The organism is Blastomonas sp. UPD001 (assembly GCF_003426715.1).
Lineage (GTDB): Bacteria > Pseudomonadota > Alphaproteobacteria > Sphingomonadales > Sphingomonadaceae > Blastomonas.
Map to the genome: position 1 here is coordinate 1 of NZ_QKVT01000204.1, position 15207 is coordinate 15207.

The 15207-nt window shown below is 56.9% G+C and carries 14 protein-coding genes; 7 read left to right on the top strand and 7 right to left on the bottom strand.

Going from position 1 to position 15207, the window contains the following annotated elements; genetic code table 11:
- Positions 1–973 (bottom strand): TonB-dependent receptor (locus DM995_RS20790; protein WP_198669557.1); only part of this gene is annotated, 973 nt, incomplete at its 3' end.
- 146 nt (positions 974–1119) lie between these two features.
- Here DM995_RS20790 and DM995_RS20795 point away from each other — a divergent pair.
- Entirely contained in the window at positions 1120–2292 is a 1173-nt protein-coding gene (locus tag DM995_RS20795) for an acetyl-CoA C-acyltransferase (protein ID WP_116970926.1), read from the top strand.
- Positions 2293–2324: 32 nt separating this feature from the next.
- On the opposite strand, the gene DM995_RS20800 is transcribed toward DM995_RS20795, so the two are convergent.
- From DM995_RS20800 to DM995_RS20825, 6 genes are read right to left on the bottom strand one after another with little or no spacing between them, the layout of a single operon-like run.
- Complete coding sequence (locus tag DM995_RS20800; RefSeq protein ID WP_116970927.1) at positions 2325–3095, bottom strand: thioesterase family protein; 771 nt, start codon at positions 3093–3095, stop codon at positions 2325–2327.
- Positions 3095–4225, bottom strand: coding sequence for an acyl-CoA dehydrogenase family protein (locus DM995_RS20805; RefSeq protein WP_116970928.1), 1131 nt, complete (start codon positions 4223–4225; stop codon positions 3095–3097). The genes DM995_RS20800 and DM995_RS20805 overlap by 1 nt, the downstream gene beginning before the upstream one ends.
- Before the next feature lie 11 nt (positions 4226–4236).
- A complete protein-coding gene (locus DM995_RS20810) occupies positions 4237–5415 on the bottom strand; it encodes an acyl-CoA dehydrogenase family protein (protein ID WP_116970936.1) in 1179 nt (392 codons plus the stop codon).
- Between the two features lie 5 nt (positions 5416–5420).
- Positions 5421–6359: a dihydrodipicolinate synthase family protein gene (locus DM995_RS20815; protein WP_116970929.1), complete on the bottom strand. Its 939-nt coding sequence runs from the start codon at positions 6357–6359 to the stop codon at positions 5421–5423.
- A 9-nt stretch (positions 6360–6368) separates the two neighbouring features.
- The gene (locus DM995_RS20820) at positions 6369–7136 is read right to left on the bottom strand and encodes a 3-ketoacyl-ACP reductase (protein ID WP_116970930.1); all 768 of its coding nucleotides are present in this window, start codon (positions 7134–7136) and stop codon (positions 6369–6371) included.
- Complete coding sequence (locus tag DM995_RS20825; RefSeq protein ID WP_232824601.1) at positions 7133–8350, bottom strand: CaiB/BaiF CoA transferase family protein; 1218 nt, start codon at positions 8348–8350, stop codon at positions 7133–7135. The genes DM995_RS20820 and DM995_RS20825 overlap by 4 nt, the downstream gene beginning before the upstream one ends.
- A 75-nt stretch (positions 8351–8425) precedes the next feature.
- Here DM995_RS20825 and DM995_RS20830 point away from each other — a divergent pair, with 75 nt between their 5' ends.
- From DM995_RS20830 to DM995_RS21535, 6 genes are all read left to right on the top strand, one after another.
- A complete protein-coding gene (locus DM995_RS20830) occupies positions 8426–9070 on the top strand; it encodes a TetR/AcrR family transcriptional regulator (RefSeq protein ID WP_116970937.1) in 645 nt (214 codons plus the stop codon).
- Positions 9071–9105: 35 nt separating this feature from the next.
- Positions 9106–9942: an enoyl-CoA hydratase/isomerase family protein gene (locus DM995_RS20835; RefSeq protein WP_116970932.1), complete on the top strand. Its 837-nt coding sequence runs from the start codon at positions 9106–9108 to the stop codon at positions 9940–9942.
- On the top strand, positions 9939–11327 hold the full coding sequence (locus DM995_RS20840) for an FAD-binding oxidoreductase (RefSeq protein WP_116970933.1): 1389 nt from the start codon (positions 9939–9941) through the stop codon (positions 11325–11327). Before DM995_RS20835 ends, DM995_RS20840 begins: the two co-directional genes overlap by 4 nt.
- Positions 11328–11344: 17 nt before the next feature.
- Positions 11345–12907, top strand: coding sequence for an acyl-CoA synthetase (locus DM995_RS20845; protein WP_116970934.1), 1563 nt, complete (start codon positions 11345–11347; stop codon positions 12905–12907).
- Positions 12904–14988 carry a 3-hydroxyacyl-CoA dehydrogenase NAD-binding domain-containing protein gene (locus DM995_RS20850; protein WP_198669558.1) on the top strand — a complete coding sequence of 695 codons (2085 nt, stop codon included), beginning with the start codon at positions 12904–12906 and terminating at the stop codon, positions 14986–14988. The genes DM995_RS20845 and DM995_RS20850 overlap by 4 nt, the downstream gene beginning before the upstream one ends.
- The coding region (locus DM995_RS21535) for a hypothetical protein (protein ID WP_198669559.1) at positions 14981–15207 on the top strand (227 nt) is incomplete at its 3' end. The genes DM995_RS20850 and DM995_RS21535, both read left to right, overlap by 8 nt.

The window sequence follows — 15207 nt, forward strand, 5'->3', positions numbered from 1 at the left end:
TATCGTTTCGCGTGACACGAAGATTTGAGAGCGTAGGATTGGTTCCGACGCCGGGCGCGAGATAGGGATTGGGAACCGGTACGAAGTTCGGGCCGCCCGGACCAATCGGGTTAGTAGGATCAAGGACAACGGCTGGCAAGAACGGCCCGCTCGGGTAAGGATTGGTGATCAGGACCGGCGTATTCGGGCGATTGCGATAGACGTAACCGCGCACGAGAAGCTCGACACCGTTTGCCGGCTCAAAAAGCAGGCTGCCCCTCAACGCATAATAGTTGGAGCGATCCAGATCTTCCCCATTCAACGGGCCGGAAGTGATGTTCGTGACAAAACCATCACGCCGGTCGCGCACGCCAGCAACGCGGATTGCGCCAATATCGCCCAGCGGCGCGTTGACCATGCCGCTGATCTGTACACCGTCATAGTTGGTCAATTGCAAGTCTGCGCGTAATTGGAACTCATCTTCGGGTCGCGCAGTGATGATGTTAATGGCACCGCCGATCGCATTGCGACCATACAAAGTTCCTTGGGGGCCACGCAGCACCTCGACCCGCTCGACGTCAAAGAAGTCCTGCGTCACATAAGCGCTGTTCTGAATATAATTGCCGTCTATATACATCGCGACGCCCGGGTCGCCACCAACGCTGATATTCACCGCGCCGACGCCGCGTAGGGTCGAAATGCCTTGCGTTGAAGTAGAACGACCGAATGAAAGTCCGGGAGCGACAAACTGAAGATCTTCGCCGCTGTTGACGCCGCGCTCCTGCAGCGCCTCGCCAGACAAGGCTGTCACTGCGATGGGCACATCCTGCAAATTCTGCTCACGGCGTTGGGCAACCACTACGATATCTTCCACACCGTCGTCAGCCGCGGGCGCACCGCTTGATTCCTGAGCCATCGCCGGCCCACACATTGCTAAGCACAAAGCAAGTGCGGGTGCACTTCCACCAAGCAGATGAATCTGCGAATTTTTCATCGGGCCTCTCCCCCAACTTTTCTTGTGTTCGCGCTGAGCCATTACGCCTCTAGCGTGCCCCGTGTTAGTCGATTGACTATATGCTAGTCAATCGACTAATTCGGAGAGCATTTAAACGAGCTTCGAGCGCCTCCAAAGGATTGCGAATGCACGCATATATCGTTTCAGCCTTACGCTCTGCCGGTGGTCGCCGCGACGGGCGGCTGCGCCATTGGCATGCTGCAGACCTCGCCGGCGCGATACTGGATGCAACTGTCGATCGGCTGAAAATTGACCCGGCACTGATCGACGATGTTATCATCGGATGCGCGATGCAGGCTGGCGAGCAAGCTTCAAATATTGGTCGAAATGCGGTGCTTTCATCATCAAAGTTGCCCGACAGCGTACCAGGAACGACTGTCGACCGGCAATGCGGATCAGGACAGCAAGCCCTGCACTTTGCCTCACAAGCGGTGATGTCTGGAACCATGGACATTGTCGTGGCTGGCGGTGTGGAAATGATGACGCGCGTGCCGATGGGCGCACCTCGCAGGGCTCCTACACAAGGCAACATGTTCCCCGATGCCTCAATCGGTATTCGCGCTCGTTATCCTGATGCTGTCTTCAGCCAATTCGCCGCTGCTGATCGAATCGCGCGCAAATTTCAGCTGGGTCGCGAGCAACTCGATGCATTCGCGCTCGCAAGCCATCAGCGCGCAGCTGCGGCGGCTTTGCGAGGTGATTTCGATGATGAAATTATCCCGGTGCACGGAACGGACAAAGAAGGACATGCAATTGTGCACGCATTCGATGAAGGCGTGCGTTCCAACAGTTCTGCAGAGGGTCTCGCGGCCCTCAAGCCGCTTGATGAAAATGGGTTAATTACCGCGGGCACTTCTAGTCAGATCTGCGATGGGGCAGCGGCCCTTTTGGTCACTAACGAGCGCGGGCTTGCCCGACTTGGCCTCAATCCGCTGGCACGGATCGACCACATCTCGGTGTATGCGGAAAACGCCGTCACAATGCTTGAAGCCCCTATTGAAGGGACCCGCCGCGCTCTTGCACGGGCGGGGAGAGCCGCAAGCCAGATCGATCTTTATGAAGTGAACGAGGCTTTTGCCTCAATCCCTCTGGCCTGGATGCAGGAACTTGAAATCGCATCTAACAAGGTCAACGCTAATGGCGGAGCGATTGCGCTCGGACACCCACTCGGCGCATCCGGCATACGGATCACGACAACGCTGGTTCACGCCCTGAAGAAAAGGGGAGTGCGCTACGGGTTGCAAACCATGTGCGAGGCTGGCGGGCTGGCTAATACATGCATCATTGAAGCCCTCTGACATTCGTCTTGCTGCAAGCGTGAGCTGGTGGGCTAAGCCAGTGGCTTGAATGCCTGATTGGAAACCGCCAACAGGTTGTTACGTTCATCAAACAGCTTGAGCCCCCCCACGGCATAACCCGACTGCACAAAAGCTATTTCAATCTCCTGACGCAGCCATTCGCCGTTTGCCGGAAGACCAGAATGGTGAATATCCATTGTAAGGGTCATGCCGCGGCTAAACCGATCAGCAAAAAGCCGGACAGCTGACGGAACCCAATCCGAAAAAATGGCCAGATCACAAGCATCGCGCGCAACATGCCCTGGCAGTCTTACCCACATGCTGGCCCTATGGTTTCCGCTAGAATCGATGGTTCTGGACTGCTTGTCGACGGCCCATTCTAGTGCGTCTACAATGCACTTCGGGTTATGAGGCGGCGACTGATCGTTTTTGAACGGCCGACCGACTTTCGGCGCCAAGGCAAAGTAGCGTTCGCCTTGTGCTGGCGCCGTCACCACATGTGCAGTGAACATCAGCGCACCGCCAACGGATCCAACGGCCGACCATTGACCGATCGTCCGGCCCCTTGCGAGGGGTGACGCACTACAGTCGCAGATAGCGCCAACCCCCGCTGGTGCCACAAACTGGATGCCGACCGAACGAGGGACCGCGCCAGACTCGGCAGCTACGGCTTTCATGGCAAGAACTGCCTGCACCCCACCGAACAACGTACCGCCCCGATTGCACAAAACAGGCGTCACGCCAAGAGATATGCGACCCTCAATCTGCTTTGAGTCGATCAGCGCATCAAGCAAGGTGGCCATCAGGCTGCAATCGCGGGAAAACCACCCATTGCCTCAAATCGCGCAAAATGCTGATCTGCGGTGCCGAACTGATGCTCCAGAAAACTCGCGCGCCGGAAATAATGCGCTAGCGCCAGTTCCTCTGTCATTCCCATGCCACCATGGAACTGCACGGCGTGCTGACCGACAAATTTGAGTGCCTTGGCAACGCGAATTTTCGCGGCCGAAATTGCCACGGTTGTTTCTGATGTGCGGGCATCTCTGGCTGAAGAGGCATATTCGACGATCGACTGCGCCATTTGAGCCTCAGTATACATCTCTACCATTTTATGCTGAATAGCCTGAAAACTGCCAATGGCGACGCCAAATTGATTGCGCTGCTTGACATAGTCGAGCGTCTGTTCGTGCATCTGCCATGCTATGGAAACACCCTCCGCACATACGCCCAGTATGGCATCGTCAATAATCTGAGTGACACATTCAACGGCGTTTTGCCCTTCGGGCAGGGTCAAAATTGCGTTGGCTGCTACTTCAACATCGTCAAAGGCCAGTTCTGACACACGCCGACCATCCAGTGTAACGCAGTCTTCTCTCTGGATGCCTCCACCCTTTGCGGAGACGAGAGCGAGTGTTAGCGCACCTGAATCACCTTCGCGGCACGAGACGATGTAATGCGATGCCGCTGCGGCAAAGGGCACAAGTGATTTTGCTCCGCTGAGCCGGTAATTTTCGCCTGCCTTTTGCAACTTTGCCTCGACTGCCTCCGGTCGGGTCGGCGCATGAGGTTCAAAATGCGCGAGTACGGGTAGTGCGGTGCCTGCGATCAGTTCGCCCAACAAATCGGCATGGCCAGCGCGATCGAGAATTTGCGCGGCCATGACCGCCACAGGCAAGTAGGGCTCAACGACAAGTCCTGAGCCAATGGCATTCATCATCAACATGAGCTCCACACCGCCACCACCAAAACCGCCATTCTCTTCGGACACGAGCAAGCCAAGCAAGCCAAGGTCCGCAAGCTCTTTCCAGAGACCTGCATCATAGCCTCCCGGCGATGCAACGATCTCCCGGCGCTTTTCGATCGAATAGCGATCCTGCACAAAGCGTGCTGCCATGTCGCGAATCATGATCTGGGTTTCGGTCAGTTCAAGCATGGTGATATCTTTCAAAGGCCCAGCACGGCCTTGGAGATGATGTTGCGCTGGATTTCATTCGATCCGCCAAAGATCGAGAGTTTGCGCTGATTCATGTACGTCGAGGCCACTCGCCTAGTGTGTTCCGGGCCGATGTGACCATCGTTGCGCAATCCAATCGGCGCGCGGAAATAGGGTGCGGTATAGGGACCAGCAGCTTCAAACATCAGTTCCCAGATGCGCTGACGAATTTCGGTGCCCTTGATTTTGAGCATACTCGATTCGGGTCCCGGGCCAGCTTTCACCTCCTGCGCCAGAACCCGCAATTCCGTGTGCTGGAGCGCTTTCAATTCGATCTCGACTTCACTCACCTTGCGCCGAAAGAAAGGCTCAGCGAGATCTTTCCCAGAAGCATCGCCGATCGTCGGCAAATGGCGTTTCAATTTCTCCAGATCTCGGCAAGATTTGGCAACGCCCGCAATGCCCGTGCGCTCATGGGCCAAGAGGAATTTGGCACAGGTCCAGCCTTTGCCCTCTTCGCCAACCAAATTTTCTACCGGCACTTTCACATTTTCCAGCCACACCTCGTTGACATCATGCTCGCCACCCAGCGTGATAATCGGCCGAACGGTGACGCCTGGAGACCTCATGTCGATCAGCAGGAAGGAAATGCCATCCTGCTTGCGTGTTTCATGGCTGGTGCGGACAAGGAAAAACCCCCAATTGGCGAAATGCGCAAAGGTGGTCCAGGTCTTCTGGCCATTGACGATATAGTGGTCCCCAACGCGCTCCGCGCGCGTTCCGAGCGCCGCAAGGTCGGAGCCGGCGCCTGGCTCCGAATAGCCTTGGCACCACCAATCTTCCCCCGAGAGGATACTCGGCAGGAAGCGGTTTTTTTGTTCGTGACTGCCGAATGTATATACGACCGGTCCAAGCATATCGATCCCGAATGGAAGAATTTCGACCGTATCGGCGAGCGCGCATTCCTCGGCAAAGATGAGCTTTTGCTGCTTGTCCCAGCCCGGGCCACCCCATTCGGTGGGCCATGACGGTGCGACCCATCCCTGCTTTGCCAGCAGCCGGTGCCAAGCCAGGAAATCTTCACGTTCCAGATCGGCGCCTCGGTCTTGCTTCGCGCGCAACTCAGCTGGATAGTGGTCGGCAATGAAGTCGCGGACCGACTGCCGAAAAGTTTGATAATCAGTGTTCATGTTGCTCATTGGATCAATCCCATCATTTTCAAGCCGTCGGCAATCAAGGCACGCTCCTTTTCGCCAATCCGCACGAGAGGTGGACGCACATGAGCTTCCTTGAGGCGCCCGCACAGGACCAGCGCTTCTTTCATGCGATTGTGCGAGTCGACCATCGGCGCGCGATAGATGGCCTGCGTCCAATGGAAGATGCGATCCGTTGCCGTCTGGGCCGCCGCCAAATCCTTGGCTTCAACGGCACGCCAGAGTTGTACATATAGGTCGGCAACCAAACTGCCCGAACCCGACAATATGCCGTCACAGCCAAGCACAAGCGAGGAGAGCAGCCAGCTGCTATGGGTAGTCAGAACCGAAATCCGGCGTGATGCACCATGCATCGCGCGGATAATGATTTCGTGATAAGCGGGTTCACTCGTCATGTCCTTGATAGCGACAAAGGATGGGACCTGATCAGCGAGCTTGAGCAACGTTTCGACACGGTAGCCAGCACCGCTTGCGAGTGCATATTGAAAGCCAATCAGCGGAAGGTCCGTCGCATCCGCAATGTGTTTGAAATGCGCAATGACCATTTCATCGCGCAACTGCGCTCCCTTCGCGAAGATCGACGGTGGGAAAACCAACAACGCCGATGCGCCCTCCTGCTGGTTCATGCGCGCAAGCCGCTGTGCCTCAAGGCTGCCATCGGTATAGATACCGCTTATCAGCGGCAGCCGGTCCCCAACGGCTGCAGCGCTGATGGCAAGAACATGCTGTTGCTCCTCAATGGAGCAGGATGAGACTTCAGAGGCGTGACCGTTGACGGTAATCCCGGAAATCCCGTCGACTGCGGCCACATCTTTGAGATGATGGAGATAGGCCGTCTCATCAACGGCAAGGTCGCTCTTGAAAGGCAATAAGCAGGCTGGAATCACGCCGGACGAAACAAAAGGTAGAGGTGTAGTCATAACTGTCTTTCAATTGGGTCGTATATGGCCGCCGCCATCGACAAACAGAGCCGTTCCGGTCATGAATGGCATCGCACCGCTGGCGAGTGTTGCGACCACCTTGCCGATATCTTCCGGTTCCCCCCACCGGGCGATCGGAACAGCGCCAGACGCAATTTTGGCATCACGTTCCGCGACGACATCCTTGGTCATGTCCGTACGGACGGTGCCGGGACGGATTTCAAACACATGAACGCCGTGGGGCGCCATGCGCAAAGCATAGACTTGCGCGGCCATCGCTAGCCCGGTCTTGGACAGGCAATAGGCGCTGCGTGTCGGTGCGGGGATGACAGCGTTGGTCGACGTCACAAAATGGATAGAGCGATAAGTTGCTTGATCCTCATTGGCCGCCATCCATCGCGCGACCTCCTGGGTCAGGAAAAAGGTTCCACGCAGGTTGATGTCGAGAACGACATCGAAATGGGACAATTCCAAGTCCAGAATGTCGCCTCGGACTGGAGACTGAACTCCGGCATTGTTCACATGACAGTCAATCCGTCCCAAAGCGGCAATGGCTTTTGCGACGACATTGGCGGCATTTCCGACGTCCGCCAGGTCATGATGAATGAAAACCGCCTGCCTGCCGAGCGCCTTCACCCCACCGAGCGTGTCCTGCGCTTCACCTTCTTCAAGACGATCAACAATGGCGAGATCAAAACCTTTGCTGGCAAGCTCTATGGCAATACTCCTGCCAATGCCTTTGGCTCCGCCGGTAACGATGGCGACGGGCGCTGTCATGACTGCGACCGGCTCTCAAGAGGGAGGCCGACAATTTTTCCCGCAGCGAAACGCTCAATGTCGGCTTGAGAATAGCCCGCTTCCAGCAGCACGTTCTCGCTATCGGACCCAGCCTGCCAAGCCATATGCCGCAACGCCGGGCGCGTGCCGTCATATTGGATAGGATGTGCAAGTAGCGGGAGCTTCGCCTCGGGCGTTTCAAGAAGCTCGAAAGCGCCACAAGCCTGCACCTGGGGATCGTCAATGACCTCGTCAAAATCGGCGGCAACGCGTTCGCACCAGAGGCCATGCGGTTCAAGCCAAGCCTTGAGTTCTTCCCAGCGCATCGGCGCAACGCGCTCCGCAACGATATTTGCGAAGCCGTCACGATCATGGCGACGCGCATCAGCGGCAAGGCTGTCAAGCGGGCTCGGCGAAAGCGCTTCGACCAGCTTGCCAGCATTTGGCCCTAGGCTGATGACGGCATGGCAGTCAGCGAGCTTGTACACACCGTAGGGCGCATCGTGCAGCCATGTCGCGACATGGGGGCCACGCTGTAGCCGCTTTTTGTCACCTTCGCCTGCAAACCAGAGACCAATCGACTCCATTTGCAGGTCTAGCCCAGCCATTAAGAGGTTGCTCTCGACCCTGCAGCCTTGCCCGCTCCGGAGTTTGCGAACATAGGCCCCCAAAATACCTAAGGCCATCAGGGTTGCTGCGTGCTGGTCAACCAGGGCCGTGCCGACGGCGGTTGGCCGGTCATAAGTCCCGGTCGTTCCAATCAATCCGCTACGCGCCTGTGCAAGGAGATCTTGTCCGGCGGAGCCGCTCATCGGCCCGTTTGCGCCCCAGCCCGTCGCCGAAGCGTAAATCAGGTCCGGCTTAATCGCCTTCAGATCATCAAAGCCAAAGCCCAGCCGATCGAGCACACCGATCCGGTAATTCTCCGCGACAGCATCGCAATTGGCGACAATGTTGTGAATAATCTCTTTGGCGGCCGGCGACTTGAGATCCAGCGCAAGCGAGCGGACATTTCGATTGCAGCCAATATAGGTTGCACTTGCCCCGCCATATTGCCTGCCTGCGACACGGTGCCGTTCCCAAGCGCCGCCGACAGGTTCGACCTTGATAACATCTGCGCCCATGTCAGCAAGATACTGCATGGCAGCAGGGCCCTGCACATAGTGGGTGAAGGCTAGGATACGCAGGCCGGAGAGCAAGGCTGGCTGATTCATAACGTAGAAATTGCACCTACTTATGGGTAAGTCAATATGTTTGACCGCGGCCGACCTGTTCGATAGAGTGAATCCATGCCAAATGCCTTCGCCAAGCGCGCCTCGCCGTCCAGCCATGATTTGCGAGAGCTGATACTTGACGTAGCCACCGAACTGTTCGTTCGGCGGGGTTTCGCAGATGTGAGTTTTGGCGACATCAGCGAGCGCACTGGAACCACCAGAGCGAATATCCACCATCATTTTTCGAACAAGCAGGGATTGGCTTTGGCGGCGCTCGACCGAAGCGCAGCCGATGTATGCCAGCGTTATGAAGCCATCTTGCTGGATTCGACAGCCAGTCTGGCCGACAAGCTGATGCAGTGCCTCGCCTATAATAGAGAGCGGTATCAGGTATTTAATCCAGACGGAGATACCGGGCAACCATGGAGTCTCATCACGCGCCTCAGGCTGGACGCGGCGTTGCTTGACTCGCAATGCCATGCGGTCTTGCGCAGCGTTTCCAATCGTATCGACTCAGCGATCGGTGCAGCGATAGGCATTGCCATTGCCCGGGGTGACTTGTTCGCGGGCGCGCCGGTTGCGGACATTCAGTGTCAACTGGTCACATTGCTGCGTTTCAATCAGTTCGTCGTGACTGATACAGGGCGTTTCGAGGGCTTGGAGCGTCTCTACAACGCCGTCTCCGGCACAATCTTGCGCGCTTACGGCCAGCCAGTTTAGACATCTTGCCTAGTCATTGACTTTCAGGTAGGTCAGTGATTCAGGAGAGTGATGTGCAAGGTAGTTCGTCAAAAATCGTAGTGGATGTACAGGTCAGCCATGCCACATTGATACTTGCCAACCCTCCGCTCAACCTCGTCGATCGCGCCTTGCTGGCTGAGCTTTCTGATGCGCTTGGGCGGCTGGCTCGCGATGATGAGGTGAAAAGCCTGATCGTGACCGGAGAAGGCGACCGCGCATTCTGCGCCGGTTCCGACCTCAAAACCACTCTCGCTCTCAAGATCCAAGGCACTTTCGTCGCCGACAAGCTAGGGCCCGAAACCGACGTCTTCTCGGCGCTGGCGGAGTTTCCAAAGCCGACCATTGCAGCGCTTAATGCAGCCGCACTGGGGGGCGGCCTTGAATTGGCCGCATGCTGCGATCTCATTGTTGCGAAGCGGGGCATCAAGATTGGGCTTCCCGAGATCAACATCGCCGGCTTTCCACCGACAGGGGTGGTCCGGTTGGCAGGCCGGACGGGCCTCGGTCGGATCAACCAGCTTGTTTTGTTGGGCCAGCCAATCATGTCCGAAACCGCGCATGAATGGGGAATCATCGACAGGCTCGCCGATGCCGAACAGAGTCCTCTGGAGATTGCCCTGAACTGGGCTGAGCGCTTTGCGCAATTGCCGTCCCGCGCCTTGCAGATGAGCAAGCGCGCCATTGCCATCGGCCAGGCGGCAGACTGTCGGGCACAACTTGCGGAGGTCCTCGCTTTCTCTGAACTGCTTGCGGCTGCGCCCGATGCCCTGGAGGGGCCGGCTGCTTTTTTAGCAAAGCGCGCTCCGGCTTTTTCCGATGCCCCGCTGCCCGATCATCGCGAGGCATCATGACGTCAGCGCTTCATCGCGATCTTTCAGCTCTTCTTGGTTCTGCCGTTGTCGCGGGGCCGGACATGGCCCCCTACAATACCGGATATCGCGGGGAGGTAGGTAATGCGGCAGCTGTCGTGCGGCCGCAAACGACCCAGCAGGTAGCAGCTCTTGTGCAATATGCACACAAGCAGCAAATCCCGATCATAAGTCAGGGCGCCAATACCGGTCTGGTCGGCGCCAGCATCGCTGATGAAAGCGGCACTGCCATTCTCATCAGCACCGAGCGAATGCGCGCGCACCGCGAGACCAGCTCTGTCGATCGAACAGCCTGGTGGCAGGCTGGGGCAAGACTGAGTGACATCAATCGAGAGGCCGAGAAAATCGGCTGTAGCTTCCCAATTGATTTGGGTTCCGATCCCAGCCTGGGTGGCATGATTGCGACCAATACTCAGGGTGCTCGTCTCCTGCGATATGGCGATGTTCGCGCCAATCTGACCGGTCTGCAAGTCGTATTGCTCGATCAGGATGGCACTATCGTCGAGGACCTTAGCGGTTTACGCAAGAACAACACCGGTATCGACGTCAAACAGATATTTGTCGGGGCTGGCGGCGCTGGCGGGATCATCACCGAAGCCAAAGTACGCCTGCATCCGCTCCCCGCCCGAACTGCGGCAGCACTTCTCCTACCCGCTTCGCGGGAAGCTATTGATGCATTGGTGTGGGCCGTTGAGAGCCAGTTTGGCGAGTTTTTGTCCGCCTGCGAAGGCATGTCGCGCATGGCGATGGATGCGGCCTTTCAGCACCAGCAAAGCCTGCGTAACCCTTTCTCTGGCGACCGACTGCCTGATTATGCCATCCTGGTAGAGCTTTCCATCGCGGCGCAGGCCGCCGCCATTGACCTCGACACGCTGCTGGTCGAGGGGCTTGCGACCATCGCGGAGCAATTCCCGGCGCTTGAGGATGCTTTTGTCGGCGATCCGGCTGCCCTATGGGCTTTACGACACGCCATCAGCGACGGCGTCAAGGCCCTTGGCCAATTGGTGGCCTTTGACCTGGCTTTTCCACGCGCGCATGTCGAAGCATTTTTTGCGGCTGCGACAGAAATGCTGTCGGAACGGTTTCCGTCGCTCAAAGTCGCTGATTTCGGACACCGTGGCGATGGCGGTGTGCATTTCAATCTGGTGCATTTACCCCATAAATCAGCGCCGCTTACCGCTGCCGACATTACAGCGATCCGTACCGCAGTCTACGATATCGCTGTTTGGGAATATGGCGGGTCATTCAGCGCGGAACATGGGATCGGCCCGGTCAATCGCGCCTTTGTTGAACGCTACACGGCGCCGGGCGTCGCGCTTGTCCGCAGGCGCTTGGCCGACGCCTTTCCAAAAATCCCTTCAGTCTAAAGACCGGAAAGTCGACCATGTTTCATCCATCCAAACATGCCCAACATGCTCCAGACAAGGCAGCTATCATTCTGGCTGAAACGGGCGATGTCCTGACTTATGGCGACTTGGATCGCCGTTCCAATCAGTTTGCCCAATTCTTGCGAGCGCAGGGCTGCTGCATCGGCGACACAATCGCGCTCTACGTTGAAAATTGCCTGGAGCTTTTTCCCATCGTTTGGGGCGCACAGCGGGCTGGCCTTTATTATGTATGCATCTCAACCCGCCTCACCGTCGACGAAATTGATCATATCATTGCGGACTCAGCCGCAAAGCTCTTGATCGTCTCGGCACAAGCTGGGCCGGACTGGCATGAGTTCGCCAAGCGTTACCCTGCATTACCGATATACTCTGTGGGCACTGAGCTGGGTGGGACGATCAAGCCGCTCGAAGCGCAACTGGCGGCGTTGCCAGACACTCCTATCGCTGACGAGGCCAGCGGTACGGACATGCTCTATTCGTCAGGAACGACTGGCAAACCCAAAGGCGTCCGTGTCGCATTGAATGGCCTGCCCATTGATGCGCCGGTTCCGATCCTAAAAATTGTAGACGGGCTCTATGATATCAACGGTGAGGACGTCTACCTGTGTCCCGCCCCTCTCTATCATGCCGCCCCATTGCGCTGGACGATGGCCATGCAGCGCATCGGTGCGACCGCAGTCGTTATGAAGCATTTCGATCCAGTCCGGCTGTTGGACATGATCAAACAACATCGCATCACAGTCTGCCAACTCGTTCCGACCATGTTTGTCCGGCTGCTGAAGATCGATGAATCGATGCGCCAAGATTTTGATGTTTCCAGCCTGCGTGTCGCGATCCATGCGGCAGCACCGTGCCCGATTCCCATCAAGCATCAGATGATCCAGTGGTGGGGGCCTATTATCCACGAATATTATGCCGGGACCGAAGGCAATGGCTTGTGTTCTATCAGTGCGCCCGAATGGTTAACCCACGAAGGCAGTGTCGGGAAAGCCTTTCAAGGTGTTCTGCATATTTGTGATGAGGAAGGCAAGGAACTTGGCCCTAATCAGGACGGGACCGTCTATTTCTCCGGCGTCCGCGCTTTCGAATATCACAATGACCCGGTCAAGACGCGCGAAAGCCGTCATCCCACGCAGGAAGGATGGAGTACCTTGGGCGATGTGGGTCATGTCGATAATGAGGGGTATCTCTATCTTACTGATCGCAAAGCGTTCATGATCATATCAGGCGGCGTGAACATCTACCCTCAGGAAACAGAAAATGTCCTGATCACGCATCCCAAGGTGGCCGATGTCGCGGTGATCGGCGTGCCGGATGAGGACTTTGGAGAAGCTGTCAAAGCGATTGTCCAGCCTGCAAATTGGGAGGACGCGGGCGACGAACTGGCCGCTGAACTGATTGCTTTTGCACGGGCAAATCTGTCTCCGATAAAATGCCCCAAAAGCGTCGATTTCGAGATCGAACTTCCACGCGCTCCGACCGGCAAGCTTTACAAGCGGTTGCTTCGGGATCGCTACTGGGCCGACGCTGCTGCAACCAAACCAAAGGCTGCCGCATGACCACTGAAACAATTCAGCCCCTCGCTCGCGCAGAAGTCATCAACGGTATCGGACTGATTGTTATCGACAATCCGCCGGTCAATGCCGTGGGGCCCCGTTTGCGACGGGATATCCGTTTGGCGCTGGCAGATCACGAGGGCAACCCGCTGGTTGGTGCCGTTGTCATTTGCTGTGACGGCAGGACATTCATGGCTGGCGCCGATATGACAGCTTTTGGTGAGACCATCGAAGGCGGCAGTTTCCAGGAGCTGCTCGACGATCTCGATTCCTTTCCCAAACCCGTCGTTGCTGCGATACACGGTACAGCTCTTGGCGGCGGCCTGGAAATCGCTTTGGCGTGTCACTACCGCGTCGCGGTCAAAGGTACCAAGATTGGGCTGCCTGAGGTCAATATCGGCCTTATCCCGGGTGCGGGCGGCACACAGCGCTTGCCGCGGCTGATCGGCGTCGGCCATGCGTTAGAAGTCATCACGACTGGCAAGCATGTGCCAGTCGAGAACTCTTTCGGCGTGATCGACGACATGACCGAGAGCGATCTGCGCGACTTCGCCTGTGCATTTGCCCGCAATGTCGTTGCAAAGGGCGGTGCTCAACCCAGGTTGCGCGATCGGGCTATCAAGGTTGATGTCGAGGTGGAGCAACAGTTTGCCCAAGCACGTGCCAGCGTCGCAAAGTCCATGCGGGGGCAGGCTGCGCCGCTGCGGGCCATTGCTGCAGTGGAGGCGGCCGTTCGCCTTCCATTCGAAGAGGGAGAAAAAGAAGAGCTGCGCCTGATCAAGGAGTGTTTCGCCGACGCCCAGGCCAAGGCGCTACAAAATCTCTTCTTTGCAGAGCGACAGGCTAGTCGCCTTCCTCAACCTGTCTCTGCCGCCCCTATTGATTTCAAGACAGTTGGCGTAATCGGCTGTGGCACGATGGGCCTCGGCATCGCCATCACTTTTCTGCGCGCCGGATACCGCGTCGTCATGCATGATGAACAGGTCGATGTCGCTAAACGATGCCAACAGTCCATCAGCGAATATTTCACTGATCAGGTAAAGAAAGGTCGCATCGCGGAGTCCGCCGTAGCTAAATTAGACGGTGACCTGACTGTAACAAATAGCCTTGACGATTTTGCTGACTGCGATCTGGTGATTGAGGCGATTGTAGAGGATCTATCGATCAAGCAGTCGCTTTTTAAGCGACTTGATGCTCTTGTGTCGCCAGATTGCGTGCTGGCGTCGAACACCAGCTATTTGCCGATCGATCAGATCGGCGAGAATGTGAGAGATAAACGCCGCCTGCTGGGCATACACTTCTTCTCGCCCGCCCACATAATGAAGCTGTGTGAAGTCATCCGCGCCGAACAGACTGATCCTGCAATCCTTGCAGCGACTGCCGATCTTGCGCGCAAGATCGGTAAGACGGTTGTGATTGCTGGCAATTGCTATGGCTTTATCGCCAATCGGATGATGGAAGCCTATAGTCGTGAAGCCGCACTGATGGTGCTTGAGGGGGCCGAACCGCAACAGATCGACGCGGCGCTCTATGATTTCGGCATGCCGATGGGCATATTGCAGGTGCATGATCTATCGGGTTTAGACATTGGCTATCGAAATCGCCGGAACCGTCCGGAACATCTGCGTCATCCGCTGGCACCAATGGTGCCCGATGCGCTGGTGGAGGCGGGTCGCCTCGGTCTGAAATCCGGCGGCGGCTATTATGATTATTCGGCGGGCAGTCGCCTGCCGCTGCCTTCCGCCGCGGCACGCGACATCATAGAAAAATGCCGTGAAGAAGCTGGCCTTGCGAAGCAGCAATTTTCAGCAGAACGCATCATTCAACGCTGCTTTCTGCCTGTCGTCAATATGGGCTTTGCGATCCTGCGTGAGGGGAACGCCTATCGAGAGAGCGATCTGGATGTTGCGATTGTTAATGGCTTCGGCTTTCCCCGCCACAAGGGTGGGCCTATGCATTGGGCGCGACATATCATCGGCCTGGATGGCATCGTCGATGGTCTACAGCGTTACAGCGTTATCTATGGCGAACGCTGGTGGAGGCCGGACGAACTTTTGGTGAAGCAGGCAGCAGTCAATGGCTGACGGCAGGGACGCCTCCTTCTTCCATTATCTTCACCCGCTGCTGCCACTGGCTGTTGCTGGACTTGCCTTGGCATTTCAACCTGACCTCTATTTGCTATTGCTGGTCAATTTGATCGCGCAAGCGGTCTGGTTTCTTGTCTCGGCACATATTCCGGCCGTCCGGACCGGGATCATGTCCTATGTCGATCTCGCCTGGCCATGGGGTCTGTGCATCATTGG

Bases quoted from the DNA above. Each gene is read 5' to 3' on its own strand.
- DM995_RS20795 (WP_116970926.1), top strand. From the start codon at position 1,120: ATGCACGCATATATCGTTTCAGCCTTACGCTCTGCCGGTGGTCGCCGC.
- DM995_RS20800 (WP_116970927.1), bottom strand. From the start codon at position 3,095: ATGGCCACCTTGCTTGATGCGCTGATCGACTCAAAGCAGATTGAGGGT.
- DM995_RS20805 (WP_116970928.1), bottom strand. From the start codon at position 4,225: ATGCTTGAACTGACCGAAACCCAGATCATGATTCGCGACATGGCAGCA.
- DM995_RS20810 (WP_116970936.1), bottom strand. From the start codon at position 5,415: ATGAACACTGATTATCAAACTTTTCGGCAGTCGGTCCGCGACTTCATT.
- DM995_RS20815 (WP_116970929.1), bottom strand. From the start codon at position 6,359: ATGACTACACCTCTACCTTTTGTTTCGTCCGGCGTGATTCCAGCCTGC.
- DM995_RS20820 (WP_116970930.1), bottom strand. From the start codon at position 7,136: ATGACAGCGCCCGTCGCCATCGTTACCGGCGGAGCCAAAGGCATTGGC.
- DM995_RS20825 (WP_232824601.1), bottom strand. From the start codon at position 8,350: ATGAATCAGCCAGCCTTGCTCTCCGGCCTGCGTATCCTAGCCTTCACC.
- DM995_RS20830 (WP_116970937.1), top strand. From the start codon at position 8,426: ATGCCAAATGCCTTCGCCAAGCGCGCCTCGCCGTCCAGCCATGATTTG.
- DM995_RS20840 (WP_116970933.1), top strand. From the start codon at position 9,939: ATGACGTCAGCGCTTCATCGCGATCTTTCAGCTCTTCTTGGTTCTGCC.
- DM995_RS20845 (WP_116970934.1), top strand. From the start codon at position 11,345: ATGTTTCATCCATCCAAACATGCCCAACATGCTCCAGACAAGGCAGCT.
- DM995_RS20850 (WP_198669558.1), top strand. From the start codon at position 12,904: ATGACCACTGAAACAATTCAGCCCCTCGCTCGCGCAGAAGTCATCAAC.